Raw genomic sequence first — 23855 nt, forward strand, 5'->3', positions numbered from 1 at the left:
TGGACCGATTTCGCACGCCATGAGCGCTCGCTGCGCCCCATTGATGCACGACGACCCGGCCTCACCAGTGAGGCGGCTTGTCCCGCTTGATCTCCTCGTCCCGCGAGGACCCGCCGTGCGAGCCACCCCAGGCCTCGTCTACGTCCTCCCACGCACGCGTGGGAATCAGTGGCCGGTCTGCGCCGCGGTGACGTGCCTTGACGTCGGGCTCGGGAGCCTTCGGTTTAGGCGCCGCAACCTCGTCCTCCGTCTCGGCGGAGGCGTGCTCGACGGACTCGCCGGTAGCATCCTCGGCGTCGGCCATCGTGTTGTCCGCCTCACCGCCGTCAGTGTCACTCGCGTCCCTGCTCGCGTCGGTGCCGACAGTGGAAACGTCAGCGGCGCTAGTTTCCATTGACACGACCGGAGCGGCGAGCTTAGGCACGCCGAAACCCATGCTGAAGCTGGGCAGCGGCGTGGGGCCAGAGTCGGGGGCGAGTTCCGGCACCACGATCTCCTCGTCGGAGCCATCGTCCGCTAGGTCGTCTGAGAGCTCCTCGGCGTCAGCACTCTGGTCGTCGACAGCGTCATCGCCATCAACGGCGTCATGTTGCTGCCCCACTACATTCTCTTCATCAACCCGCTCCACCTCGGCGGTGTCAGCCACCTTGGCAAACTGCGGAGCATCTGCAGGGCGCTCGGCATCCACGGCCACAGCCTCGGAACCAACAGATTCGGGTACAGCAGGCTCGCCGCCGATCTGCTCGTCGATGAGGGCGGAAATCCCTAGCGTCTGGGGATGAGGGTCATCGCCTGTGCCAGCCACAGCATCGGCCGCGTCGTGGGAGCCAAAGCCGGAGTCCTCCACGCGCAGGTCAGCGATGGCAAAGTCGTTGCCGTCCTCGCGGGCGGCATCCAGTGCGTCGTGCTCCGGGGGAAGCTCGACTCGCTCAACCTCAATGTCGAGAGCGGGCTGGGTCACCTCACGTACGGTGCCCGCGCCCACCGTGGGGATCGCGGCAGTGCCGATGGCAGCGGTGCCGCCCGGACCATCCTCGGGGCGGGACTCACCGAGCGCGTCGAGCACCTGCTCGATCGCGGAATCCGGATCCATAAACACGTCGAGTGTCCACAGGGAGACGACCTTCCAACCCAGGGCCTCGAGGGTCGAGTACTGCCAGCGCATGCGGTCGCGCAGACTGGCGGCGCCCACGGCTGCCGCCTCATCAGTGACGACGGCGACCTGGTAGGTCCGGTCATGACGACCACCCACCACCATCGCGATGGTGTCGGAGCCCACGCCGTAGCGCAGCCGTACCGCCAGACCGTGCCTACGAAGACGACCCGCGATGTCCGCGAGCAACCAGTCACTAGGACCGGGGTCGGGGCGCTCCGGAGTCACTACAGGCAAGTCAACCGAGGACATCAGGTCCCGGAGGTCGTCGATCCCGTGGCCCTCCTGCGCCCGGCTCGCCGCACCAGAAAGTTGAGTCGGATTGAGCGCCGTGAACACGCTCACGCGCTCCGTCGACACCACGAGGGCCTGCACCAGCGCCTGCCTGCCCCACGTCTCCGAAAGAGCACCGAGCTTGGCAGGGGCCACGCCCCGTGCATCGGCGGCGTAGCCGAGCGAGACGACCACCTCGTCCGCCACCACGCCCGCGGAGTCCCCAAGGTTCATGACGTGCACCACGTTAGCGAGCCGGGCATCGCGCTCGCGCAAGGCGTCAACGATGCGTGAGCCGTGGAGGTCGTTGCCGGCCACCACCGCTAGCGCGCGGCGCGGCAGGGAGGCACGCACTCGCGCGACGTGGTCGACGACGGCCGTCACCTCGGCTCGGGTGGACTCCACCTCGACGGCGCCCGCCACCGGGGCACCCACCGCGTCGAGCACAGTCACGGCCAGCCCGCCACGTTCCTCGGCCGCGGGCAGCGCCGACAGCGAGCGTCCATAGGCGGCGCTCGCAAGCACCGCGGTCACCCGGGGGTCACGAGGCTGAGGAACGGCATGCATGACAATGTGAGGCAGGAGCCGGGCTAGCGCTGCCACGCCGGACCGGGTCGCAGTCTGCGCGTCTCCGAGCACCACTACCTGACGTGCGCGGGCCAGGGTCGACACGAGTTCGGCCAGGGCGAGCGATTCCCCTGCCACGATGACCGCCAGGTCGATGCACCGGCTGGCGGGCGCCATGCGCGCCACCTGCTCCGCCCCAGCAATGACTACCGGGCGTAGCGCGGTGACGAGCGGCGCATAGTCGCGCCAGAGCTCTTTGAGCGATCCGTCGCCGCCCTCAACCAGCGCGGCAAAGAGGTCGCGGGCGTAATGGGGGTGTCGCGCGATCGCGGTACGCCGACGCTCCGCGACTGCTCGCATCAACGGGCCCACCCGCGACGCCCCGAAGGCAGTGTCGCGGTCCAGGAAGGCGTCGACGGCCTTGCCGAGCGCGCCGGTCTCGGTCAGGCGGACGTCAGCGGCGACGATGGAGTCGAACGCAGCCGCCCACCAGGAGAACTCAAGGTCGCGCCGCACCTGCTCGGGGCCGGCTCCGCGGTCGTGCAGGTCCGCGAGCAGCTCAGCGAATCCCACCGCCTCGATGTCCGCCTCGATGGGCACAGCCTCGACCGCGTCGAGCGAGCCAGGGATACCCTCCGCCAGCCTGCTGAGCACCGAGACCATGTGATCCCAGGGCTGCTCGGCGAGTTTTTCCTCACCCGATGCCTGCTCCACCGCCTCGACGATCAGGCCCCACAGTTCGGCCGAGTTGTGCAGCCTCTCGCTAAAGATATCGAAGTCGTCGGGAACTACGGGCCACCCGCCAGAGGGGCTGTGAGCGCGCCACTTGAGGGCCTGCTCGTGGGCATTAACCAGGTTCTCGTGGAGGTTCTCCTTGCCACGCCCCGGGCGCAGCAGCTCGACGGCGCGGCGCACCATTCCGCGGCGATCGCGGCGCGGAACGTCCTGGTAACGAGGTGATGACGACGGCGCTGTGGCGGCCACCAGGTCGTGTAGAGAACGGTGGAAGACTGCGGGAGAGAACACGTCGAGCGTGGCCCGAATATCGTCAAACATGGTGACCTGGTCAGCCCACACTGCGAGCGAGGGCGCCTGATCCACGCCGGTCTCGTGCGCCGCCAGTGCGGCCTCGGTGCGCATCTTAGGAATCTGACGCACCAAAATCGTCGCGAGCGCCTCGTCGTACTTGGCTCCCACCTCGGCGTCGTCCGTCGTTGCGGACCACCACGGCACCAAGTCTTCGGCCGGGACGGAAGTCTCCGCGGCATCGTCCGCCTCGGGCTCTTGGGCGGCGCGGTTCTCGGCCGCCGCGGTCTCACCTAGATGGGCGACTAGTTCGGCCGCCACAGAGGCAAAGCCGTGGTCGGCGACGATCGCTCCGGCATCGGCGCCCAAACGCACCGCCGTACCCGGCGAGGGGTCGCTCGACGTCAGCCTCACCACGGCCTGCACGGCCTCGAAGGCGCTCACGCCCCATGGACGGTGGGGACGGTGCAGGGAGTCGAAGCGCTGTTGAAGGCCGTGACGCGCGCGGAGCATGGCCTCGCCGCCCTCGCGCAACTGTGCGTCGTCCACGTCGACCGCGCCTAGCGTGATGGCCGAGAGCAACCGAGCCCGAGCCTCCGCGTTCCAAGTCCGCGAGTGCCCGTCGATGTACAGGTCGCCCGCGCCCAGGTCGTCGAGACAGCGTCCCACGCCCGCCACCGCGCCGTCACTCCCCGAGACAACGGCGACGACCTTGCCCGATGCTGCGGCGTCGGCTGCCACCGCGGCGGCCATGGACAAAGCATCGGCGCCGGGGGGAGCCTGCAGGAAGACGCTGCGGCCCGTCGCGATCACGTCGAGGGCTGCGAACTGGTTGTCGTCCAAATCGCCAATGCCGCGCTCGGCGAACGGGTCACGGTCGCCTTTGGGGAAGGCTGGCAGGGGGCTGGCGAGAAGCTGGGCGGCGTCCTGGTCGCCGGCGACGGCGGCAAGAATGTCCGATGCGCCGATGACCGCGTCGCAGTCGTCCAGGTCGTCGAGCAAGCGCTGCTCGGGATCGTCATATGCCCCCACGAGCAGGTTCTCGACCACGGCGAAGTCCTCGCCAAAGAGCGTGCCGCGCTCGCGCAACGCGTTCCAGATGGGACGCGGGTCGAACGCCTTGCCGGCGCCAGGAGGCGGGACGAGGTCGGCGAGGGAGGCGGTGTCCCCACGGGTGCGCAGTTCCGTGGCGACAATGGGGTTGAGGGTCACGCCGTCCAGCAGCGTGAGGTAGAAGTCGCGGTCGTTGAAGGCCTCGACCAGCATGGGGCGCAACAGCACCGGAACTTCGCGGCGCGCACCGTCCTGCGTCCAGGTGGCGGTGCCAACAGACATCGCCGCGGTCCAGACGCCCGATGCCGCCTTGACCTGCGTGGCCTGGCGGTAGATGAGGCCGATGCGGTGAAGGGCCGCGGCCTGTGGAGCCTCGTCGCGGATCAGCGCGGAGATGAGGGTGGGACGGCCGGCAAACAGCGGAGCGATGCCGGCGGGGTGCGCGCCGCGCAGATCGACCACGTCCGCGCCTGCCGAGACAAGGTCCCGTAGCGGCGAGACGGTCGCCGATGTCGCGAGTTGCTCTCGCCATTCCTGAAGCGCCTCAGATACCAAGGCGCGGCCGATGTAGTCCACCACTCCCCTACGGTAACGAGCGCAGCGAATTCACGCGCGACACCACGCCGCACCCGGTGCTGTGCTCTTGCGCACACTCACGGACCGCCAGCAATATTTGCTTGCGCCAAACGTACGTTGCGGGACCGCTAGAGGGAGTGTTGCGGCCGGGCAAAAAAAGACAGTGCGCGCCGACTTATCCAGCCGACACGCACCGTTGGAGAAATTGTGGACCTCCGGACCTTGCGCGTCAACTCGGACGCGCCGGCCCAGCGTCCGCAGGCTAAAGTTCTACCGGCTCCACTCCGAGCTGGCCAATCAGCACCAACACACGCGCGTGGATCTCGTCACGGATGGGCCTCACTGACTCGATACCCTGTCCGGCCGGGTCGTCGAGCTTCCAGTCCTCGTAGGTCTTGCCGGGGAAGTACGGGCAGACGTCGCCGCAGCCCATCGTGATCACGGCATCGGACGCCTCGACAGCCTCGGGGGTCAGCACCTTGGGCTGCTCCTCGCGGATGTCGATGCCAAGCTCGAGCATTGCGTCGACGGCGGTGGGGTTGATCTGGTCGGCGGGCATCGATCCGGCCGACCGCACCTCGACGGCGCCGCCTGACAATGCGCGCAGGAAGCCTGCCGCCATCTGTGAGCGGCCGGCATTGTGCACACACACGAACAGTGCGGAAGGTCGTTGGTCAGCAGATTCAGCGGTCATCGGTTTTCTCCTGTGATGAGGGGTGTGGACTGAGGTGCAGAAATGGCGCCCAACAGGGCGTCGACGGCAGGCGCGTGGGCGGGAGCAAGCGAGTACCAGACCCAGGTCCCGCGCCGCTCTGACGTGAGGATGCCGGCCTCGCGCAGCACCTTGAGGTGATGCGAGACCGTGGGCTGCGACACGTCAGCGAGTTCAGCGAGGTCGCATACGCACGCCTCCGCCTGGCCGGACTGGGAAAGGTAGGACAGCATGCGTAGCCGAAGCGGGTCGGCGACGGCCTTGAGTAGGCCCGCGGCATTGGCGGCGGCTACCGGGGATAGTGGCGCGACGCCCTGGGCGGGCGCGCAAGCATCGGCGGCAATGCCTGCACCCGATGCTGGCACTGCAGTCACGTCAGTCACCGGAATCGCCTGTCGAGTGGGGGTACTCATGACTTGACCTCAGCGCGGTTGGATAGCGGCAGCCCGGTGGTGGGGTTGATGTGCCACCAGCGCCGCGCGAGCCATAGCGAGACGTAGACCAGTCCAACGAGCACGGGCACCTCGATGAGCGGACCCACCACGCCCGCGAGCGCCTGGCCGGAGGTGGCCCCAAAGGTGCCGATTGCCACCGCGATGGCGAGCTCAAAATTGTTTCCCGCGGCGGTGAACGCGAGCGTCGTGGAGCGCGCGTAGCCGAGTCGTAACTGGCGGCCCGTGACGATGCCGATGCCCCACATGAGCGCGAAGTAGACCAGCAGCGGCAGCGCAATGCGGGCCACGTCCCAGGGGTTGGAGGTCACTGCCTCGCCCTGCAGGGCGAACAGCAGCACGATCGTGAACAGCAGGCCGTAGAGCGCCCAGGGGCCGATGCGTGGTATGAACTTGTCCTCGTACCAGTCGCGGCCCTTGGTGCGCTCGCCCACGTATCGCGACGCGAAGCCGGCCGCGAGCGGGATGCCTAAGAACACCAGCACGTTGAGCGCTATCTGCCCCATGGACACCTCGAGGCCCTGGGTATCCAGCCCCAACCACCCTGGCAGTACTGTCAGGTAGAAATAGCCGAGTACCGCGAACGCCACCACCTGGAACGCCGCGTTGACCGCGACCAAGACGGCCGCCGCCTCGCGGTCGCCACACGCCAGGTCGTTCCAGATCACCACCATCGCGATACAGCGTGCGAGGCCAACAATGATCAGCCCGGTGCGGTACTCCGGCAGGTCGGCCAGGAAGATCCACGCGAGCGCGAACATCAGCGCCGGACCCACGATCCAGTTGAGCGCGAGCGAGCTCACCAGCAGTCGCTTATCCCCCGTGACTGCGGTCATCCTGTCGTAGCGGACCTTGGCCAGTACCGGGTACATCATCACTAGCAATCCGATGCCGATCGGCACCGAGATCCCGCCCACTTCCAGCTCGACCAGCAGGTCGGACAGCCCCGGGATGAAGCGTCCCAGCAAGATGCCGCCCACCATGGCGAGTCCGATCCACAGCGGCAGCCAACGGTCAAGCGTGGAAAGCCGCGCGGGCGCTGTTGTGGACTGGGAAGCAACTACTTGATTCGACATGCGTCTATATTGACAGTCGTCGATTCATAACGCAAGGCCCGCCGCCGATGCTGGGGCAAGGAGCGCTCGCCGTTCATCTTGCTCACGACGTGCGTTTACCCGCCATGACTAGTCGCCACGGTTGCCCACCACGCCCATTCGCGATCACTATTCGCCGCGCGACTGCTTCCGGAGCGTGTCGCGCACCCGTGGCACGTGAACTCCCGTCGACGCCATGTGAGCCCGAGTGCGCCTGCGGCTGCGGATGACACCCACCAGTCCTACCGCCCAGGGGATCGCGAGCGCCGCGAACGCGAGGCGGAACTCGTTCAACGTGTACTCCGTCGCGCCCGGGGGCGACGTGAGCTGCAGCACCAGACCGATCAGTAGCACGGCGACGATCGTGGACAGGAACCCGCCGATGTTCACGAACCCGGTAGCAGTCCCCAGTCGCTCCGACGGAGAGAACGTGCGCGCGAAGTCGATTCCCACCAGCGAGATCGGCCCTCCGACCCCGATGACCACGCAGAACACCGCAAGCTGCCACAAAGGCCGCGGGGTACTGAAGGACAGCAACACTACCCAAGCAATCGCCGATGCCGCGGCGGAGCCAAGCACGATCCACGACCTCCGCATCGGGAAGCGCGACGTGAAGAAGCCCGCGGCCGGCCCCGCAATCATCGCTGACACCGTGAGCACCACGAGCAGGCTGCTCGCCTGCGCCGGCGCGAGCTCCTGTGCCATCACTAGGAACGGCACGCCCCACAGCAGGGCGAACGAGTTGGTGCCGAACGGGGCAAGGAAGTGGCTCCAGAATCCAAGTTGCGTTCCCGCCGGGGTGGTGGCGGCGCGCACCGACTTCCAGAACTTCTCGCGCTGAGCCACCACCGGCGACTCCGCGGCGCTGGGAGGCATGCGTACTCCAAAAAACGCCACCATCGCGGCCACAACGCCAAAACCGGCCAGGATGGAGAACGTCACCGACCATCCACGCGCGTGCAGCAGTAGCGCGACGGGTACCGCGGTCGCGAGCTGACCCGCCTGGCCGATCAGCCCCGTGACCTGTACCAAGATGGGCACCCTGCGCGGAGAGAACCACTCGGCCACCAACCGGGCAGCGGCGATGAAGATGGGAGCGTCTCCGGCGCCGATGAGAACACGGGCCACGAGCGCGAGGGCGACGTGATCGGTGAGGGCCAGGAGCAACTGTCCCGACGCCATCACCAGCGATCCCACGGTCATCACCGCGCGCGGACCCCAGCGGTCGAGCAGGTGCCCGGCGGGGACCTGCATCAGCGCATAAGCGCCCAACTGCACCACGGTAAACATCGCGAGCCCAGTGGCCTGAATGCCAAACCTGTCGACCGCCTCGACGCCAGCGACGCCCAAGGCAGTACGGTGCACCACCGCCGCGAAGTAGACAAAGACGCCGGCCGCGAAGACTACCCATGCAAAGCGAGCCGACGGTACCCGTGTGCTCATGCATTGATCCACATGGTTACCAGGCTCATCTCGCCAGCGTACGCCGCGAGGCGGCGTGGGGGTGCGCCTGGGCAGATTCGAACTGCCGACACCCGCTTTAGGAGAGCGGTGCTCTATCCCCTGAGCTACAAGCGCTTTACGAGAAAAAGCCTACCTGGGGTTACCACCTGGCGTGAACGTGCTCACGAATGTCGCGGTTGTAGATCTCGGCGAGTTTCGCCATGGTCGCGTCGTCGAGCTGCGGGTAGTCTCCGACTGCGGAGTTCAGCCGCGCCTGCTCGGGCGTGCGTGCCCCGGGAATCATGGTCGAGATGTCCAAGGACGCCAGCCATGCCAGGGCGAGTTGCGAGGTGGTCCAGCCCTGGGGGGTCAGCGCAGCCACCTCGCGCGCGGCCTTGACGCCCACACCAAAAGGGACTCCGGCAAAGGTTTCGCCCACGTCAAAGGCGGAGCCGTCGCGGTTGTACGTGCGGTGATCGTTGTCGGCAAAGGTGGTGTCCTCGTCGTACTTACCGGACAGCAGGCCCGAGGCAAGGGGCACGCGGGCGATGATGCCCACGCCCGCCTCGTCCGCCGCGCCCAGGACGCGCTCGAGCGGCTTGCGACGGAACACGTTGACGATGATCTGAATGGTAGCGAGGTCGGGCTCGCCTAAGACACGCATCGCGTCGTCCACAAGTTCGACGGACACACCCCATTTGGCGATGCGCCCCTCGTCGACGAGAGTACGCAGGTTGTCGAACGTCTGTGGGTCGTGCATCACCTCGGAAGGCGGGCAGTGCAACTGCACCAGGTCGAGGCAGTCCACGCCCAAGTTTTCGCGCGAGCGGTCCGTCCATCGACGATAGTTGTCGAGGTTGTACTCGGCTGCGACGTGCGGGTCAGCTCGCCGCCCCATCTTGGTCGCGACCGTAAAGCGCGCCTTGTCAGGGTGAGAGTTCACGAATGCACCAACGGCTCGCTCAGAGCGCCCGTCACCATAGACGTCTGCGGTGTCGAAGAATGTGGTCCCGGACTCCGCAGCGGCCGCCAGAATCTTGTGCGACTGCTCGTCGCTCACGTCGCCCCAGTCGGCGCCGAGCTGCCAGCAGCCCAGGCCAACCTGCGAAAGGTCTCGACCAAGACGGGGAACACGATTACTCTTCATGCCCCCACGCTAGAGCACTATCACCGGTGTGCGCCACCACGAGGGGACCAGTCTTATCCCTGCCGACCGCCCAAAGACGACAAAAGCCGCCACCTCACGGTGACGGCTTTTGCACGAGGCGTTCTTAGTTAACGCGGATGTAAGTCGGGTTGCTCTGCCAGATCCCACGGAACTGGATGGTCTTGCCGGGACGCGGCGAGTCAATCTGCAGGTTCGGGCCTGCGTAGATGCCCACGTGGCCGGGGGACACGATGATGTCGCCGGGCTGAGGTGAGGACACGCGCGTTCCCACTCCGTAGTAGGCGCCAGACGAGCGCGGGAGGCTCACGCCGAGCTTGCCGTACACGTAGGACGTGAAGCCAGAGCAGTCAAAGCCGCTCGGGCTGCTTCCACCGTACACGTAGGGGGTACCCACGTACTTGGAGGCCTCGGCGATGACTGCGCTACCGCTGATCGCTGCCGTGACGTTCGCTGAGTTGGAGACCGGGCGGGCCGTAGAGGTGCTGCGGCTCGAGCTGGTGCTAGTCGACGCAGCGGGCGCGGGGGCCGGGGCCACCACCACAGGCTTGGGGTTTTCCTTGACGTTGACCTTGGGAGTGTCGAGCGAGAGCTCCACATCCTCATCGGCTGCTACGACAGCGGGAACCTCAGCGGTCACGCTGATGCCGGCCTGAGCCGCGTCAGCGAGCGGCGCTGCGCCGGCCTCAACCGGAGCGACCGCGTCTGCAAAGTTAAGTGACGAGTCCGCGCTCACCTGAACGGTGGCCGTGTCGGGCTCGGTGGCCACGAGGGCGACGGCTGCTGCTCCAGTCAGGGGAACCACAACAATGGCGGCGCCTGCTGCTGCAGCTACCGCTCGCGCTCTTGCGCGCATGTATCCGTGCGTCAAATTTCAGTCCTTCCGCGCCACGTGCGCGTTTTCTTATCTTGATGCCCCATGCTTCTCAGATGTGAAGCGGTCCCTCAGTCAAAACAGGCATCAGGAGGAAGTTCCTCAGGTCCTACGGTCACTCACCATACATAACAATTTCGTGTCCTGCCTAATGGGCCCTGACGAAAACGTGCCGAGCGGCTTCATGCGTGATCGTTACCGTACCGTTATCGGTCGTAACCAAAACGTCATCATCGGCGGCCTCAACGCGAAGCGTCGCCCCAGGTACGAGTCCTGCTTTGACCGACTCATCGAGGAACCCAAGTGCCGCCTGAGGGTTCTCCCCGATGCGTACCAGGGTGACCTCAGTCACACCGTCCAAAATAATTTGATTTAGCGACACGCCGGGAGCACTTTTGGCCGCCTCTTCGCTCATTCCAAGTTCCGCGAGGCCGGGAATCGGGTTCCCATACGGCGAGACTTGAGGGTTACCCAGGATCTCGAGCAAGCGCCGCTCGACCCGGTCGCTCATCACGTGTTCCCACCTGCAGGCCTCCTCGTGCACGTACGGCAGCTCTAGCCCCACTACATCGGTCAGCAACAGCTCCGCGAGGCGGTGCTTGCGCATCACGCGTACAGCGATGGCCTCGCCCTCCGCAGTGAGCTCCAGGTGACGGTCACCAGACACGATCACCAAGCCGTCCCGCTCCATGCGCGCGATCGTCTGCGAGACGGTGGGCCCCGCATGGCCTAGTTGCTCGGCAATCCGCGCGCGCATCGGAGTCACACCGTCTTCGATCAACTCGTAGATGGTGCGGAGGTACATCTCCGTGGTGTCAATCAGGTCACTCATCCGCTGTGCCTACCCATTCCGTAGTAATCCCAACCCGCATCGATCCATTCTTGCGAGGGCAAACAGTTACGTCCATCGATAATTCTTGTGCTTCCAACTGCGGCCGCCAGGACCACGGGATCCATGGTCTTGAACTCGCCCCACTCCGTCGCGACAATCACCAGATCCGCGCCACGGCATGCGTCATCGATGCTGTCCGCGAAGGTCAGCGTGGGCCAGATGGCGGCCGCATTGCGCATTGCCTCTGGGTCGTAGACACGGACGTCAGCACCGCGCAGGTGCAGGCTTCCGGCGACATCCAGGGCCGGCGAATCCCGGACATCATCCGACTGTGGCTTAAAGGCCGCACCAAGGACCGCTACGTGGATACCCGACAAAGAGCCGCCCACCACACGGGTGGCCAGCTCCACGGCGTGCTCACGACGGCGCATGTTCACGTTGTCGACTTCACGCAGGAAGGTCAAAGCTTGGTCAACTCCGAGCTCTCCGGCGCGAGCCATGAATGCGCGGATGTCCTTGGGCAGACAGCCGCCCCCAAAGCCCAGTCCGGCGCCCAAGAATTTGCGGCCGATTCGCTCGTCATGGCCGATCGCGTCCGCGAGGGCAATGACGTCGCCGCCCGAGGCTTCGCACACCTCCGCAATTGCATTAATGAAGGAGATCTTCGTAGCGAGGAACGCGTTGGCGCTCACCTTGACCAGTTCCGAAGTCGCCAAGTCCGTGACAATGAAAGGAGTGTCGCGCTCCAACATCGCCGCGTAGACACGCCGGGCGGCCTCTTCGATCCTTCCAGGGCGCTGAGGGTCCACGCCAATGACTAGTCGGTCGGGAAACAGCGTGTCCTGCACGGCGAAGCCTTCGCGCAGGAACTCGGGATTCCAACCCAGCTGAGCATCGTCGCCGACGGGAGCGATGTCTCGTAACCGGTCGGCAAGGCGTGCGGCGGTGCCGACGGGAACGGTTGACTTACCGAGGATGACGGCGGGGCGTGTCAGGAGCGGGCCGAGCGTCTCAATGACCGCGTCCACGTAGCGCATGTCGGCCGCGTTCTCTCCCTTCTTCTGGGGAGTTCCGACGCCAATAAAGTGCACGTCGGCAAAGTCGGCAGCCTCTTGAGGGTCTGTGGTGAACCGTAGGCGCCCCGATTCAACATGGCGCCGTAGCACGTCGCTTAAGCCTGGTTCAAAAAAGGGGACCTCACCGCGGCGCAGGAGGTCAATCTTGGCGGGATCAATATCCACGCCAATGACCTCGTGGCCAAGCTCGGCCATTCCCGCAGCATGGGTGGCACCGAGGTACCCGGTACCGAAGACGGAGATGCGTTCTGGCATGCCGCCAAGCCTAGTCGCCAGTGGGGGCGCCGGTTCCGCGTGCCGCTGAGAGCGGAACCGAGGCGATCACTGCGTGCCCGGGGGTGCGCACCGTGATCTCGCCGTCACCAAAGGGCACGAACACCGCCTCGCCACACGCGAGTTCTCGCTCCTCGTCAGCGCTGGTCACGGTGGTGGAACCGGCTAGCGAGAGGACGATGCGTGGGCCGGCGGGGGCGGTCCAATCGCCGCCGCTCACCGAGGCCAGTTCGAACTCCGCGACAGGCGCACTATATATAGTGACCGCGCCTTCCGTCACGCGTTCGGGCCTCTCGGCGGTGGCCGGCACCGCATTCATGAGGTCGAGCAGTAATGGCACATTGATGGGCTTGGGGGTGAGCCCGGCACGCACCACATTGTCAGAGTTGGCCATGATCTCCACGCCGACGCCCGACTGATAGCTGTGTACCGTACCGTCGCCAACAAAGCATGCGGAGCCGGGGCGCAGGTAAAGGACGTTCATCGCGAGCGCCACCAGCGCGCCGGGGTCGCCGGGATGTGACGCAAGCGCGCTACAGGCGGCGCGCACCTGGGCGGAAGGATCCGCGCTGGAGTTCAGCGACGCGAGGGTAGTGACCACGTGAGCGCCCCTCGGAAGCGCCAAAACACTCCTTATATATGCAGTCACCGCTGAGGCGGGGGATTCGGCGTTCTCCACGAGCTCCAGCAGGGCCGCGCCATCCTTGCCCAGCAGGTGCAAATCACCGCGCAGCCCGGGCAGGTCGCGAAACCCCGCGAGCACCGTCATGGGGGTGAGGGCCACAATCATCTCGGGCTTGTGCGAGCGATCGCGAAAGGTCCGAGCCGGTGAGGTGGGCGGTATTCCCGCGGCCTCTTCGATATCGAATCCCTCGGCGGCCTGCTCCATGCTGGGGTGTACCTGGATCGACAAGGGAGCGTCAATCGCCAGCACTTTCAGGAGGAACGGCAGCCGTCCATCAAACTCCTGAGCGACATCGACGCCTAACGCGTGGTTCGGGTCGCGGTCGATCAGAACGTCAAGCCCTAGTGCCTGGTCGTCGCAGTCCACGGTTGCCGGGGATGCGGGGTGCGCGCCCCACCAGGCCTCGGCCACGGGAGTGTCGCTGGGCTCACTTCCGAGCAGCTCGGGGATGGAGTCGGTGCGACCCCAGGCGTAGTTCTGCAGGGATGGATTCAGCGAGTACACCCAGCCATCATGCCACCCTCGCCGCGCCCAGTACGCTGTTGCCATGTTTGAACCGATCATGATCCCCGCCAACCTCCTGCCCGCCGACGGCCGTTTTGGCTCTGGACCCTCCAAGGTTCGTGGCGAGCAGCTCGACGCTCTCGTCGCGGCACAGCCCCTAGTGTTGGGCACCTCGCATCGTCAGGCACCCGTCAAGGACCTCGTGGGCGACGTGCGCTCCATGCTTGCTTCCTTTTTTGACGTGCCTGATGGCTATGAGGTCATGCTCGGCAATGGCGGATCCACCATGTTCTGGGATGCTGCCGCCTTCTCACTTGTTGAGCGCAAGGCGCAGCACGCCGCGTTCGGCGAGTTCGGCCAGAAGTTCGCTAAGGCGACTACCGCCGCGCCCTACCTTGAAGCATCGTCCGTCCGCACGGCCGAACCCGGCACGGTCATCCTTCCCGAGGCCGAGGATGGCATCGACACCTACGCGTGGCCGCACAACGAGACCTCTACGGGGGCGATGGTTCAGGTAGTACGACCTCCGGCGATCGGAGACGCGCTCACCGTGGTGGACGGCACCTCAGCCGCCGGCGGGCTGTTCCTCGAGACGCGCCAGGCCGACGTCTATTACTTTGCGCCGCAAAAGAGCTTCGCGTCCGACGGCGGAATCTGGTTTGCGTTGGTCTCCCCTGCGGCGATCGATCGCATCGAGCGCATCGCGGCCTCAGGACGCTATATCCCCGAATCACTGTCGCTCGCGACGGCCCTGACAAACTCGCGCGCGAACCAGACGCTCAACACCCCCGCCGTCGCCACGCTAGTGCTCATGCGGGCGCAGTTGGAGTGGATGTTGGCCGGCGGCGGGATGGACTTTGTGACATACCGCACATCACAATCCGCGCGCTCCGTGTACGAATGGGCCGAGTCGCGTGCGTGGACTGAGGCTTTTGTCACAGAACCTTCAAACCGCTCGACCGTCGTGGCTACCATCGGGCTCGCCGACAAGGTGGATTCGTCCCTTTTGCGCCAGCACCTCCGTGCCAATGGCGTCGTGGATGTCGATCCTTACCGGAAGTTGGGCCGCAATCAGATTCGCATCGGGATGTATCCCGCGGTGGATCCGGAGGACGTCTCAGCTCTCACCCGCAGCATTGACTACTTAGTGGAGCGATTACTGACATGACCGAACAGCAGGATGACTTCCGCCCCAGGCGTCACCGACGCCACGGCAACACCATCCTGCTAGGTTCGATCCCCGTCGCAGTGGCGATCACCGCGCTACTCACTGCGGGAACCTGGGCCCCCGGTCCCGTCGCAGCCGACCTTGCGGACGGGTCCACCCCGCGAGTAGATGCTCCGGCGCCGATGCCCGAGATAGTCGCCCCCGGCACGCTCGCCGATGCGAAGGTCGCCTTTCACGACGTGACCGTTACGCTGCCTCCGCCTCCTAAGCCGGTGGTCGCCCCCAAGCCTGCGGCTGCGTCGCCCACACAGAATTCGACGGCGTCTACGTCGACCACCGCGACAACGACGACCGCTTCCAAGAAGGCTCCAGCCGCAAAGAAGACCGCGTCAGTGAACTTCACCGCCTACTGCGCCAACCCCAAGGCTCCCTACACGGCGTCCGGCGGCCCTCAGGCGCTGCTCGCGGCGGCGAACAAGGAACGAGCGCGACTGGGGATTGGCAAACTCAGCTGGTCATCGTCGCTGGCCTCCGCGGCCACCGCGTGGTCAAAGGCGATGGCGACCAAGGATTCCAAGACCGACGCCCCCTACGATGCACTCGCGCACAACCCCAACCGGCCGGGCGCCGAGAATGTCGCCGTGGCGTACTCGAGCAATGGCATGGGCGAGGGCAGCGCGATTGCCCGCGCACACAAAAACTGGATGTACTCCAATGGGCACTGCCTGAATCTGATGAACCCGTCGTACTCAACTATGGGCGCGGGCACCGCCAAGACCTCTGACGGAACCACCTGGTACACCACCCAGAACTTCCGCTAGAGATCCAGGGAGGTCACCGGCTGCGGATGCGAGGGGTTGCCCCGCCACGGCGGGATCCAGCGATACATGCCGTATGCCGTAGCAATTCCGGCGCCCCCCACGAGCCAAAACCCCACCGGTAGTGCAATCGCGGCGCCCACTGACACCACCATTGGTCCGATAAAGCCGCCCACGTCCTGTGCGATGCTCCACACTCCGGTGAAGACCGACCGGGTGGCGCGCGGCGCGACGTCGGCGGCAAGCGTCATGATCAGGCCCGAGCCCCACCCGTTGCCAATGCCCAGCGCAATGGCAGCGAGGGTCACCCCGAGCGCGCCTGACGTCCACGTGAGGGCAATGGTGCCGAGGCCCAACATGAGCGCAGACGGCACCGCGGTCCACACTCGTCCGTAGCGATCCATCACGACACCCGCGGGGTAAAAGAGCACCATGTCCACTGCTGCGTTAATGCCAAAGATGAGGGTGGCGACCTGCGGGCTCAGGCCCACGTGAGTGGCCCACAGCGGTAGAACCACGAGTCGCGCGGCGCGCACCGCGCCGGTAAACACCACCGCCACTCCCAGAGTGCGGAACACCTTGGCGTTGTCCTTGACCACTGTGAGCGGCGACACCTTCTGCTCCGGCTCCGCCTCGCGGCGCAGGTGCCACGCCGGAGACAGGCGTAGCGCGATCATCGCCGCCACAGCCGCAATCACCGCTGCGACGTAAACGTAGTGAATGCCCCAGACCCCAATGATGGCCGCCCCCATGAGCGGGCCCACAAAGTTTGCGATGCGCCACACCCCTGCGAGCGTGGTCAGCGCGCGAGCCCTGTACTGCGCGCTCACGGCGGCGTTCACCTGCCCCTGCCGGGCAATGTGATATCCGGCGTGGCCGACTCCTACGGTCAGCGCGCCCACCACGAAGGGAACGATCATCGGCGAGGCCGCACATACCGCAGCACCGGCTGCGAGGACGGCCAACATGACCATGGCCGCGCGCGCAGGGCCGAGCCCGGCGCCTAACCGGCCGCCTAGAGCCGAGCCGACGATGCGGCCTATCGCGTACGCGGCCACGGCCAGCGAGGCGATGACCGAGTCGTAGTCGAACGACAGCACCGACAACGCGAGCACGGGTAGAACCGCGCCGATGCCGATCTCGGAAAGGAACGTGGGGATGTACGTCGACGTTGCGAGGTCACGCACCACCTCGCGGCGCGGCTCGCTACTCGCCATCGGCGGACTTACCTCGCGTCGGGTTCGGCGCTAGTCTCTGCTGCGACCTCAAGGGAGTCGAGCGACGCGTCGGCCGGGGAGTCGGCAACAGGCTCAACGACTGGCTCAGCCACGGCATCGGCCGATGCTGCGTCGGCGACCTCAACCGTTGCGTCGACCTCAACCGTTGCGTCGGCTTCGGGCTTGGCGTCGCCATCAGTCGTCGCCTCAGCATCGGGCACGGCGCTGACGTCTACGGCGTCGTCTACCTTGGGGTCAGCCTCGGGCTCGGGGTCCGGGGTGGCCAGGTCGAACGCAACGGGCACGTCGTTCTCAAAGACGGGGTCCGTCTCGGGCCACTGAGACTGCTGGCGCTCGACATCGGTCTGCGAGTGTGCGCCACAGCCGTGGTCGACCGCGACCACGCGGCCGTCGGACTGGGACCACTCGTTGGTGCAAGCACCGAACGCCATGCGAAGCGATCCGGTGAGCGGCACAAAGAACGCGCAGGTCGAGCAAGGAGCGGCGGACGCGATCGCGGAGGGCGCCGTCTTGCCGTGCGAGCCCCGAGCCCAACGCTGGGCGACGTCCTCTCGCCCCTCGGGACCAAGCACGCGCTCGCGGCCAAGCCCAAACTCGTAAATAGCCAGGGCATCGGCGTCAGTGTCGCCCGTCGCCTCGTACCCTGGGACCAGTCGCGAATCCTCCTTGACGAAGGGGAGCATCATGCTCGCGTCGAGGTCACCAGGCTGGACACGATCGGCCCACGGAATCCAGGCCGGCGCCAAAAGCGCATCGTCCGTGGGAATCAGTTCGGACTCGCACACAGTGACCGCCTTGGCCCGCGGGGCGCGCGCCAGCGTGACCGACCACACCCAGCCGTGATACCCCTGCAGGGTGCAGGCGAAGAGGTGAGTGACCAACCGCTCGCCCGCCTTGGCGGAGCCTACGTGCACGCCCACTGCAGCGTCATCGTTCGCGGTCTCGACTGCTGCCTCGCGGGCAATATCGATTGCTTGGTCAAGAACGGTATCCATGTAGTCCTAAGCGTCTAGCTGCTCGGCGACGGCGCGCAAAACGGCGGCTACCTGCTTGCCCTTGGCGGGCTCCGGGTAGCGGCCCTTGCGCAGCGTATTAGAGACGCCGTCGAGCATTTTGATGAGGTCCTCGACAATGACGGTCATGTCATCGGCGGGCTTACGAAGGTTCTGTGCGGTCGACTGCACGGGCTCGAGCATCGTGACGGACAGTGCCTGGGGGCCGCGGCGGCCATCAGCAACGCTGTACTCGACCTTGGCGCCCTTGCGCGGGTTGGTGACATCGCCAGGAAGCGCGGAGGCGTGCAGAAACACTTCTTCACCTGCGTCGCTCTGGATGAAGCCAAACCCCTTGTCGGCGTCGTAGAACTTCACTTTTCCCGTGGGCACATTAACCTCGCGTCAATCAGCGCGCCGCTTGTTCGACGCCGTGCCCCAGTCTAGCCGGACGTTCCGATACGAGCCACGTTCCCACTGCGCGCGCCAACCGGGTAGTGTGCCGTGCGGCGTTGCATTTGGCGCGGCACCCTGCGCGGCGGCACACTGAAGTAACACGCATCGCCCTTTTACGAAGTCTGAGGAGACCATGGCCCCCACCGCAACACCCACGTGGTTGCTTCCCGTGTATGCCCGCGCGGCGACGGGGGCCGGGGCCACCGCATCGCAGAGCGAGATCCTGGCTGCCGCTAGTCGCCTGTTGGCACGCTGGGAAGAACCGTCGCGGCACTTCCACAACGTGCGCCACCTGGTCGACTTGCTTCAGCATGTGGACGAACTCCAGCAAGAGACCCATAAGCCTCACGCCGTGCGGCTGGCTGCCTGGTATCACGGCGCAATCTTCTCCTCGGACGAGGCGGCCGCGTACGCACACCGCGGCGGAGAGGACGAGGACGCCAGTGCTGAGTTCGCGCGCGAGGAACTTTCCGCGCTGGGCCTCCCCACAGAGTCGATCAACGATGTGACCACCATGGTCAAGGCGCTCGCTCGCCACACCCTGGATCCCTCAAGTTCAGACTGTGCAGTGCTGTGCGACGCGGACCTTGCCGTGCTTGCCTCCGACCCCCAGCGTTACAAGGAGTACCTCCGTGACGTGCGCGCGGAGTATTCGCATATTCCCGACCGCAAGTTCCTCGAAGCTCGCCAGTCCATCGTCAAGAAGTTGCTCGCGCGTCAGCAGTTGTATGTCTCCCCCCTTGGTGGCACGTGGGAGGAACGTGCGCGCCAGAACCTCGCTGGAGAGGCGTCGCGCATCGAGAAGGCCCTGGACCGCATCGGCGCTGCAGACGCGTCCTAGTTCGGGGTCGGCGCTAACCGCGCCTATTTATCCACAGATTGGTTCTGCGGCCGATGCTCGGGCCCACTTCGCTTCTAGCCTCGGGGAAGGACCCAACACTGGGTTCGAAACCTAAGGAGGAACGATGACGCAGTACAACGTAGACGCGGCAGAGATCTCGCGTGGGGCGCAGCGCGCGACCCAGTCCGGGGAGAACATTCGGGTGGAGGTCGCAGGACTTATGAGCACCCTCTATGCCCTTGAGGGCACCTGGCAAGGCGGGGCCGCAACAGCATTCAACGGCGTACTCGAGCAGTGGCGTGCGGCACAGGCCCAGGTAGAGTCCGCCTTGGACTCCATGGGCGTGGCCCTGGGCCAGGCGGCGACCGAATATGAAGCCGCCGAGACGCAGGCCTCGAAGCTCTTTGCGCGCTAGCGGGGGCTCCCGCGCCGTGACGTAGGCTCGTCGCGTGAGCGTGCTGATCGATCCCCCGTTGTGGCCCAACCACGGCACCGTGTGGGGACACTTGGTCTCCGATACCTCACTCGACGAGCTGCACGCGTTCGCGCGAGCCGCCGGCATCCCCCAGCGCGGCTTTGACCTTGACCACTACGACGTGCCAGCCGAACGCTACGAGCAGCTTCAGGCGCAGGGCGCCCAGCTCGTGGACGGGCGCGAGTTGGTGAAGCGCCTGCGCGCCTCTGGCCTACGAATCACATCAGCGGCGCGCCACGGCCGGTCATAGCCTCGAGTCACTCCGGGCATAGAAAAAGCGGCGAGGTGCCGTTCGAGGGGATCAAACCTGACCGCCCCGAGCACGGCACCTCGCCGCCTTAAACTACTGTCTGGACTAGAAGCCCATGCCACCCATGTCGGGTGCGCCGCCGCCGCCCATGTTGGACTCGGGCTCGGGCTTGTTCGCCACCACCGCTTCGGTGGTGAGGAACAGTGCCGCGATGGATGCAGCGTTCTGCAGAGCAGAGCGCGTCACCTTTACCGGGTCGTTCACGCCAGCAGCGAGGAGGTCCTCGTACTCGCCGGTCGCGGCGTTGAGGCCGTGTCCGGTGGGTAGGGTCTTGACCTTCTCGACTACAACTCCACCTTCGAGGCCAGCGTTGATGGCGATCTGGCGCAGAGGAGCACCAACCGACAACTCGACGATGCGAGCGCCAGTGGCCTCGTCACCCTCAAGGTGCAGGTTCTGGAATGCGATTGCTCCGGCCTGAATCAGGGCAACGCCACCACCGGCGACGATTCCCTCTTCAACTGCTGCCTTGGCGTTACGCACGGCGTCTTCGATGCGGTGCTTGCGCTCCTTGAGCTCGACCTCGGTCGCGGCTCCGGCCTTGATGACTGCAACGCCACCGGCCAGCTTGGCCAGGCGCTCCTGCAGCTTCTCGCGGTCGTAGTCGGAGTCCGAGTTCTCGATCTCGGCACGGATCTGACGAACGCGACCCTCGATGAGCTCGGCCTCGCCGGCTCCCTCGACAATCGTGGTCTCGTCCTTGGTCACAACAACCTTGCGTGCCTGACCCAGGAGCTCGAGGCCCGCGGTGTCGAGCGACAGGCCGACTGACTCGGAGATGACGGTACCGCCCGTGAGGACGGCCATGTCCTGCAGCATCGCCTTGCGACGGTCGCCAAAGCCAGGAGCCTTAACAGCTGCAGCCTTGAACGTGCCACGGATCTTGTTCACGACCAGGGTCGCGAGGGCTTCGCCCTCGATGTCCTCGGCAATGATGAACAGCGGCTTTCCTGCCTGCATGACCTTCTCAAGCAGGGGCAGGACGTCCTTGATGTTGGCAATCTTCGACTCGACCAGGAGCACGTATGCGTCCTCGAGGACAACTTCCTGACGCTCAGGGTCGGTGACGAAGTAAGCGGACAGGAAGCCCTTGTCGAAGCGCATGCCCTCGGTCAGCTCCAGCTCGAGGCCCAGCGCGCTGGACTCCTCGACGGTGATGACGCCTTCCTTGCCGACCTTGTCCATCGCCTCGGCGATGAGCTCACCGATGGCGGGGTCGCCAGCGGAGATGCCAGCGGTCGCTGCGATCTCTTCCTTGGTCTCAACTTCCTTGGCAGCCTTGAGCAGCTCCACGGTGACAGCCTCGACGGCCTTCTCGATGCCCTTCTTGAGGGCGATCGGGTTGGCGCCGGCTGCGACGTTGCGTAGACCCTGCGTTACCAGTGCCTGTGCGAGCACAGTGGCCGTGGTGGTGCCGTCACCGGCAACATCGTCGGTCTTCTTGGCAACTTCCTTGACGAGCTCGGCGCCAATCTTCTCGAAAGGCTCTTCGAGCTCGATTTCCTTGGCGATCGACACACCATCGTTCGTGATGGTGGGTGCGCCCCAGCTCTTCTCGAGTACTACGTTGCGGCCCTTGGGGCCGAGGGTGACCTTGACAGCATCAGCGAGGGCATTCATGCCCCGCTCCATGCCGCGGCGGGCCTCTTCATCGAAGGCAATGATCTTTGCCATGGGTAAATCCTCTTCCGATGGGTTTTGGTTGTGCGCTGCCCGCGACGGACGATGCCGGTCCACGAGTTCACGTCACTCGCAGACACAAGCACCTCAACGACACAACCGAGGTCTATTAGCACTCTCGGGTCGAGAGTGCTAAGTCTGATTTTGGCACTCTGGACCGCCGAGTGCAAGCCACGAGCGCGCGTTCCGCCCACGGCGGATATCAGCCCGCCCGCGCATCGGCGCTACTGACTGCTGTTAGGCGTCGGGGTCCGAGGCGAGCAGGACCTCAATCTCGGCGCCGCCTGGAGTACCGCCACCCTGAACCGCATCGATGCCGAGCGTCTCTGCGACGTCTTCAGCGGTGTCCTTCAGTCGGTCCTCGGTGTAGGTCACCGTGTTCGTGCCATCGGGGATCAGCGAAGAGTTGATGTTATTCGCAGCGACTTCGGTGTAGTCGGCGTCCTCGAGCTTCTGCTCCTGCTCGCCAGCAAGGCCCGAGATACCCGAGCCGTTCCGCACGTGGATCTGCGCGTCGTAAATAATCACGGGTTCGGGCTCGGCGGTCTCGGAGGGTTCCGGCTCGGCAGTCTCGCTCGGGGTGGCCGAAGGGGCGTCGGACGTCGTCGCGGTGGGGCTAGGCGCCACGCTCTCGGTCGCCGTCACACTCGGAGTTGCCGATGCGCCCGGCTGGGGGTTGTTGTCCTGGTTCCAGAGGAAGGTCGCAAACACGTATGCGATGAGTCCGGCCACGATGAAGACGATGAGTGCAGGTAGCAACCGCACGTACCACTTGCGGGGCGCACGGTGCACGCCAACGGGACCACCGGCTTGGGCAATCTGGTCGAATTCGTCAGGCTCATAATTTTCTGGCACGTGAAAACCTTACCCGTGAGTCTCTGCACCCCAGGTACGGGTGACGCGTCCGCGTTGGCGCGCCGCACGCATCCTTCGCAGTCGCTTCACCAACATGGGGTCGTGGGCCAGCGCGGCCTCCGTGTCGATCAGCGCGTTGAGCACCTGGTAATACTGGGTGCCCGACATTGAAAACAACGCCCGTATCGCGTCTTCCTTCGCGCCCGCGTACTTCCACCACTGACGCTCAAAGGACAGAATATCGGCATCGCGCTCGCTCAACCGTGGGGCAGGATGAGGCTGGGCGTCGGAGATTCTGACTACGTTGTCCGCCACGACGCCTCCTTTCTCCACACTCAGATCGCCGCGAGTTTGCATAGCGATGTCGACCTCACCTTAGCGGCGAACCACAGCCATGTCATTCAGGCACACCCGTCGCGCCGCTCTTGGCGCTCATACACATCCCTGAATCCGGCCACAACCTACGTCCGCACCCTCCATCGGCTGTGGGTCTCGTTGCTCATGCGTGCCGCGAGTCGGCAACGGGTGACTTAGGGTGCGGACGTATAGGGGAGCTGTGCGGTGCAGGGCACCTATACCCTGGCGCTATGAGCGATTGGTGGCGCGATGGCATGGCACGTGATTGGGCCGCGGCGCTGGAACCCGTCGCCGAGCACCTCACGGAGATTGGGCGGACTCTTGACCACGAGCGAGCCTCCGGACTTCAGATTCTGCCGCCTGCGCCGCACATCATGCGCGCGTTCCAGCAGCCAATGGCCGACGTGCGCGTGCTCATCGTCGGCCAGGATCCGTACCCCACCCCGGGGGACGCGGTGGGCCTAAGTTTCTCCGTCGCCCCCGGACGGCCGATGCCGCGGTCGCTGACGAACATCGCTACCGAATTGGCCGCGGACACCGGCGACATTCTGGACGGCGGCGACCTGTCCGGATGGACCGAACAGGGAGTGTTACTGCTCAACCGCGTGCTGAGCGTGCGGGCAGGCGAGGTTGGTTCGCACCGGCGCATCGGCTGGGAGATGGTGACCGATCAGGCAATCCGAGCACTCGCAGCACGCAGCGAGCCGCTAGTCGCGGTCCTCTGGGGCAAAGACGCGCAGTCCGTGGCGCCGCTGTTAGGAGATGTGCCGATAATCGCGAGTGCCCACCCGAGTCCGCTCAGCGCGAGGCGTGGGTTCTTTGGGTCCCGGCCGTTCTCACGGTCGAACAACCACTTGATCGCAGAATCTGGCACCGCAATTCGCTGGGGCGTCGATCACTGAGGTCA

At 65.6% G+C, this 23855-nt stretch carries 22 protein-coding genes and 1 tRNA gene; 6 read left to right on the forward strand and 17 right to left on the reverse strand.

From position 1 onward, the window contains the following. Positions 1-61 precede the first annotated feature (61 nt). The 11 genes from AOP77_RS10295 to manA form a co-directional block, all read right to left on the reverse strand. On the reverse strand, positions 62-4651 hold the full coding sequence (locus AOP77_RS10295) for a PDDEXK-like endonuclease domain-containing protein (protein WP_152649859.1): 4590 nt from the start codon (positions 4649-4651) through the stop codon (positions 62-64). 259 nt (positions 4652-4910) lie between these two features. Further along, entirely contained in the window at positions 4911-5342 is a 432-nt protein-coding gene (locus AOP77_RS10300; protein WP_062213292.1) for an arsenate reductase ArsC, read from the reverse strand. Continuing rightward, positions 5339-5773 (reverse strand): ArsR/SmtB family transcription factor, encoded by a 435-nt coding sequence (locus tag AOP77_RS10305; RefSeq protein WP_084622540.1) that lies wholly within the window; start codon positions 5771-5773, stop codon positions 5339-5341. The genes AOP77_RS10300 and AOP77_RS10305 overlap by 4 nt, the downstream gene beginning before the upstream one ends. After that, positions 5770-6888 carry an ACR3 family arsenite efflux transporter gene (gene arsB / locus AOP77_RS10310; RefSeq protein WP_062213297.1) on the reverse strand — a complete coding sequence of 373 codons (1119 nt, stop codon included), beginning with the start codon at positions 6886-6888 and terminating at the stop codon, positions 5770-5772. Before arsB ends, AOP77_RS10305 begins: the two co-directional genes overlap by 4 nt. A 147-nt stretch (positions 6889-7035) precedes the next feature. Then, positions 7036-8349: an MFS transporter gene (locus tag AOP77_RS10315; protein ID WP_062213300.1), complete on the reverse strand. Its 1314-nt coding sequence runs from the start codon at positions 8347-8349 to the stop codon at positions 7036-7038. 62 nt (positions 8350-8411) lie between these two features. Continuing rightward, positions 8412-8484, reverse strand: a tRNA-Arg gene (locus AOP77_RS10320). A gap of 25 nt (positions 8485-8509) precedes the next feature. After that, positions 8510-9496, reverse strand: coding sequence for an aldo/keto reductase (locus tag AOP77_RS10325; protein WP_062213304.1), 987 nt, complete (start codon positions 9494-9496; stop codon positions 8510-8512). A gap of 124 nt (positions 9497-9620) precedes the next feature. Beyond that, the gene (locus tag AOP77_RS10330) at positions 9621-10370 is read right to left on the reverse strand and encodes a C40 family peptidase (protein ID WP_062213305.1); all 750 of its coding nucleotides are present in this window, start codon (positions 10368-10370) and stop codon (positions 9621-9623) included. Positions 10371-10536: 166 nt separating this feature from the next. Then, positions 10537-11220: a metal-dependent transcriptional regulator gene (locus tag AOP77_RS10335; protein WP_062213309.1), complete on the reverse strand. Its 684-nt coding sequence runs from the start codon at positions 11218-11220 to the stop codon at positions 10537-10539. Beyond that, complete coding sequence (locus tag AOP77_RS10340) at positions 11217-12551, reverse strand: UDP-glucose dehydrogenase family protein (protein ID WP_062213311.1); 1335 nt, start codon at positions 12549-12551, stop codon at positions 11217-11219. The genes AOP77_RS10335 and AOP77_RS10340 overlap by 4 nt, the downstream gene beginning before the upstream one ends. Positions 12552-12561: 10 nt before the next feature. Continuing rightward, complete coding sequence (manA, locus tag AOP77_RS10345; protein ID WP_084622563.1) at positions 12562-13818, reverse strand: mannose-6-phosphate isomerase, class I; 1257 nt, start codon at positions 13816-13818, stop codon at positions 12562-12564. Between manA and serC the strand changes: the two genes are divergently transcribed. Together serC and AOP77_RS10355 are read left to right on the forward strand one after the other, a co-directional pair. Continuing rightward, a complete protein-coding gene (gene serC / locus AOP77_RS10350; RefSeq protein ID WP_062213317.1) occupies positions 13802-14926 on the forward strand; it encodes a phosphoserine transaminase in 1125 nt (374 codons plus the stop codon). The two genes, manA and serC, sit on opposite strands and share 17 nt — an antisense overlap. Beyond that, entirely contained in the window at positions 14923-15747 is an 825-nt protein-coding gene (locus tag AOP77_RS10355; protein WP_062213320.1) for a CAP domain-containing protein, read from the forward strand. The genes serC and AOP77_RS10355 overlap by 4 nt, the downstream gene beginning before the upstream one ends. On the opposite strand, the gene AOP77_RS10360 is transcribed toward AOP77_RS10355, so the two are convergent. From AOP77_RS10360 to AOP77_RS10370, 3 genes are read right to left on the reverse strand one after another with little or no spacing between them, the layout of a single operon-like run. Next, positions 15744-16961: an MFS transporter gene (locus AOP77_RS10360; RefSeq protein WP_062213325.1), complete on the reverse strand. Its 1218-nt coding sequence runs from the start codon at positions 16959-16961 to the stop codon at positions 15744-15746. The two genes, AOP77_RS10355 and AOP77_RS10360, sit on opposite strands and share 4 nt — an antisense overlap. A gap of 8 nt (positions 16962-16969) precedes the next feature. Then, positions 16970-17977 (reverse strand): DUF3027 domain-containing protein, encoded by a 1008-nt coding sequence (locus AOP77_RS10365; RefSeq protein WP_062213331.1) that lies wholly within the window; start codon positions 17975-17977, stop codon positions 16970-16972. 6 nt (positions 17978-17983) lie between these two features. Beyond that, the gene (locus tag AOP77_RS10370; RefSeq protein WP_061962912.1) at positions 17984-18367 is read right to left on the reverse strand and encodes a cold-shock protein; all 384 of its coding nucleotides are present in this window, start codon (positions 18365-18367) and stop codon (positions 17984-17986) included. A 196-nt stretch (positions 18368-18563) separates the two neighbouring features. Between AOP77_RS10370 and AOP77_RS10375 the strand changes: the two genes are divergently transcribed. The 3 genes from AOP77_RS10375 to AOP77_RS10385 all read left to right on the forward strand — a co-directional run bounded on the left by AOP77_RS10375 (position 18564) and on the right by AOP77_RS10385 (position 19996). Next, positions 18564-19271 carry an HD domain-containing protein gene (locus AOP77_RS10375; RefSeq protein ID WP_062213335.1) on the forward strand — a complete coding sequence of 236 codons (708 nt, stop codon included), beginning with the start codon at positions 18564-18566 and terminating at the stop codon, positions 19269-19271. Between the two features lie 124 nt (positions 19272-19395). Continuing rightward, a complete protein-coding gene (locus tag AOP77_RS10380) occupies positions 19396-19686 on the forward strand; it encodes a WXG100 family type VII secretion target (RefSeq protein ID WP_062213337.1) in 291 nt (96 codons plus the stop codon). A gap of 34 nt (positions 19687-19720) precedes the next feature. Then, positions 19721-19996, forward strand: coding sequence for a DUF4031 domain-containing protein (locus AOP77_RS10385; RefSeq protein ID WP_062213340.1), 276 nt, complete (start codon positions 19721-19723; stop codon positions 19994-19996). Between the two features lie 105 nt (positions 19997-20101). On the opposite strand, the gene groL is transcribed toward AOP77_RS10385, so the two are convergent. The 3 genes from groL to AOP77_RS10400 all read right to left on the reverse strand — a co-directional run bounded on the left by groL (position 20102) and on the right by AOP77_RS10400 (position 22906). After that, the gene (gene groL / locus AOP77_RS10390) at positions 20102-21730 is read right to left on the reverse strand and encodes a chaperonin GroEL (RefSeq protein WP_062213344.1); all 1629 of its coding nucleotides are present in this window, start codon (positions 21728-21730) and stop codon (positions 20102-20104) included. Positions 21731-21973: 243 nt separating this feature from the next. Then, complete coding sequence (locus tag AOP77_RS10395; protein ID WP_062213347.1) at positions 21974-22591, reverse strand: LytR C-terminal domain-containing protein; 618 nt, start codon at positions 22589-22591, stop codon at positions 21974-21976. A 9-nt stretch (positions 22592-22600) separates the two neighbouring features. Next, positions 22601-22906 carry a DUF3263 domain-containing protein gene (locus tag AOP77_RS10400; RefSeq protein WP_062213348.1) on the reverse strand — a complete coding sequence of 102 codons (306 nt, stop codon included), beginning with the start codon at positions 22904-22906 and terminating at the stop codon, positions 22601-22603. A gap of 272 nt (positions 22907-23178) precedes the next feature. Here AOP77_RS10400 and AOP77_RS10405 point away from each other — a divergent pair, with 272 nt between their 5' ends. Then, positions 23179-23850, forward strand: coding sequence for a uracil-DNA glycosylase (locus AOP77_RS10405; protein ID WP_062213349.1), 672 nt, complete (start codon positions 23179-23181; stop codon positions 23848-23850). The last annotated feature ends 5 nt before the right edge of the window (positions 23851-23855 follow it).

Origin of the sequence: Demequina oxidasica (assembly GCF_000975115.1) — a bacterium.
Taxonomy (GTDB): Bacteria; Actinomycetota; Actinomycetes; order Actinomycetales; family Demequinaceae; genus Demequina; species Demequina oxidasica.

Bases quoted from the DNA above. Each gene is read 5' to 3' on its own strand.
- manA (WP_084622563.1), bottom strand. From the start codon at position 13,818: ATGATCGGTTCAAACATGGCAACAGCGTACTGGGCGCGGCGAGGGTGG.
- AOP77_RS10325 (WP_062213304.1), bottom strand. From the start codon at position 9,496: ATGAAGAGTAATCGTGTTCCCCGTCTTGGTCGAGACCTTTCGCAGGTT.
- serC (WP_062213317.1), top strand. From the start codon at position 13,802: ATGTTTGAACCGATCATGATCCCCGCCAACCTCCTGCCCGCCGACGGC.
- AOP77_RS10300 (WP_062213292.1), bottom strand. From the start codon at position 5,342: ATGACCGCTGAATCTGCTGACCAACGACCTTCCGCACTGTTCGTGTGT.
- arsB (WP_062213297.1), bottom strand. From the start codon at position 6,888: ATGTCGAATCAAGTAGTTGCTTCCCAGTCCACAACAGCGCCCGCGCGG.
- AOP77_RS10380 (WP_062213337.1), top strand. From the start codon at position 19,396: ATGACGCAGTACAACGTAGACGCGGCAGAGATCTCGCGTGGGGCGCAG.
- AOP77_RS10340 (WP_062213311.1), bottom strand. From the start codon at position 12,551: ATGCCAGAACGCATCTCCGTCTTCGGTACCGGGTACCTCGGTGCCACC.
- AOP77_RS10360 (WP_062213325.1), bottom strand. From the start codon at position 16,961: ATGGCGAGTAGCGAGCCGCGCCGCGAGGTGGTGCGTGACCTCGCAACG.
- AOP77_RS10330 (WP_062213305.1), bottom strand. From the start codon at position 10,370: ATGCGCGCAAGAGCGCGAGCGGTAGCTGCAGCAGCAGGCGCCGCCATT.
- AOP77_RS10315 (WP_062213300.1), bottom strand. From the start codon at position 8,349: ATGAGCACACGGGTACCGTCGGCTCGCTTTGCATGGGTAGTCTTCGCG.
- AOP77_RS10305 (WP_084622540.1), bottom strand. From the start codon at position 5,773: ATGAGTACCCCCACTCGACAGGCGATTCCGGTGACTGACGTGACTGCA.
- AOP77_RS10375 (WP_062213335.1), top strand. From the start codon at position 18,564: ATGGCCCCCACCGCAACACCCACGTGGTTGCTTCCCGTGTATGCCCGC.
- AOP77_RS10335 (WP_062213309.1), bottom strand. From the start codon at position 11,220: ATGAGTGACCTGATTGACACCACGGAGATGTACCTCCGCACCATCTAC.
- AOP77_RS10365 (WP_062213331.1), bottom strand. From the start codon at position 17,977: ATGGATACCGTTCTTGACCAAGCAATCGATATTGCCCGCGAGGCAGCA.
- groL (WP_062213344.1), bottom strand. From the start codon at position 21,730: ATGGCAAAGATCATTGCCTTCGATGAAGAGGCCCGCCGCGGCATGGAG.
- AOP77_RS10405 (WP_062213349.1), top strand. From the start codon at position 23,179: ATGAGCGATTGGTGGCGCGATGGCATGGCACGTGATTGGGCCGCGGCG.
- AOP77_RS10355 (WP_062213320.1), top strand. From the start codon at position 14,923: ATGACCGAACAGCAGGATGACTTCCGCCCCAGGCGTCACCGACGCCAC.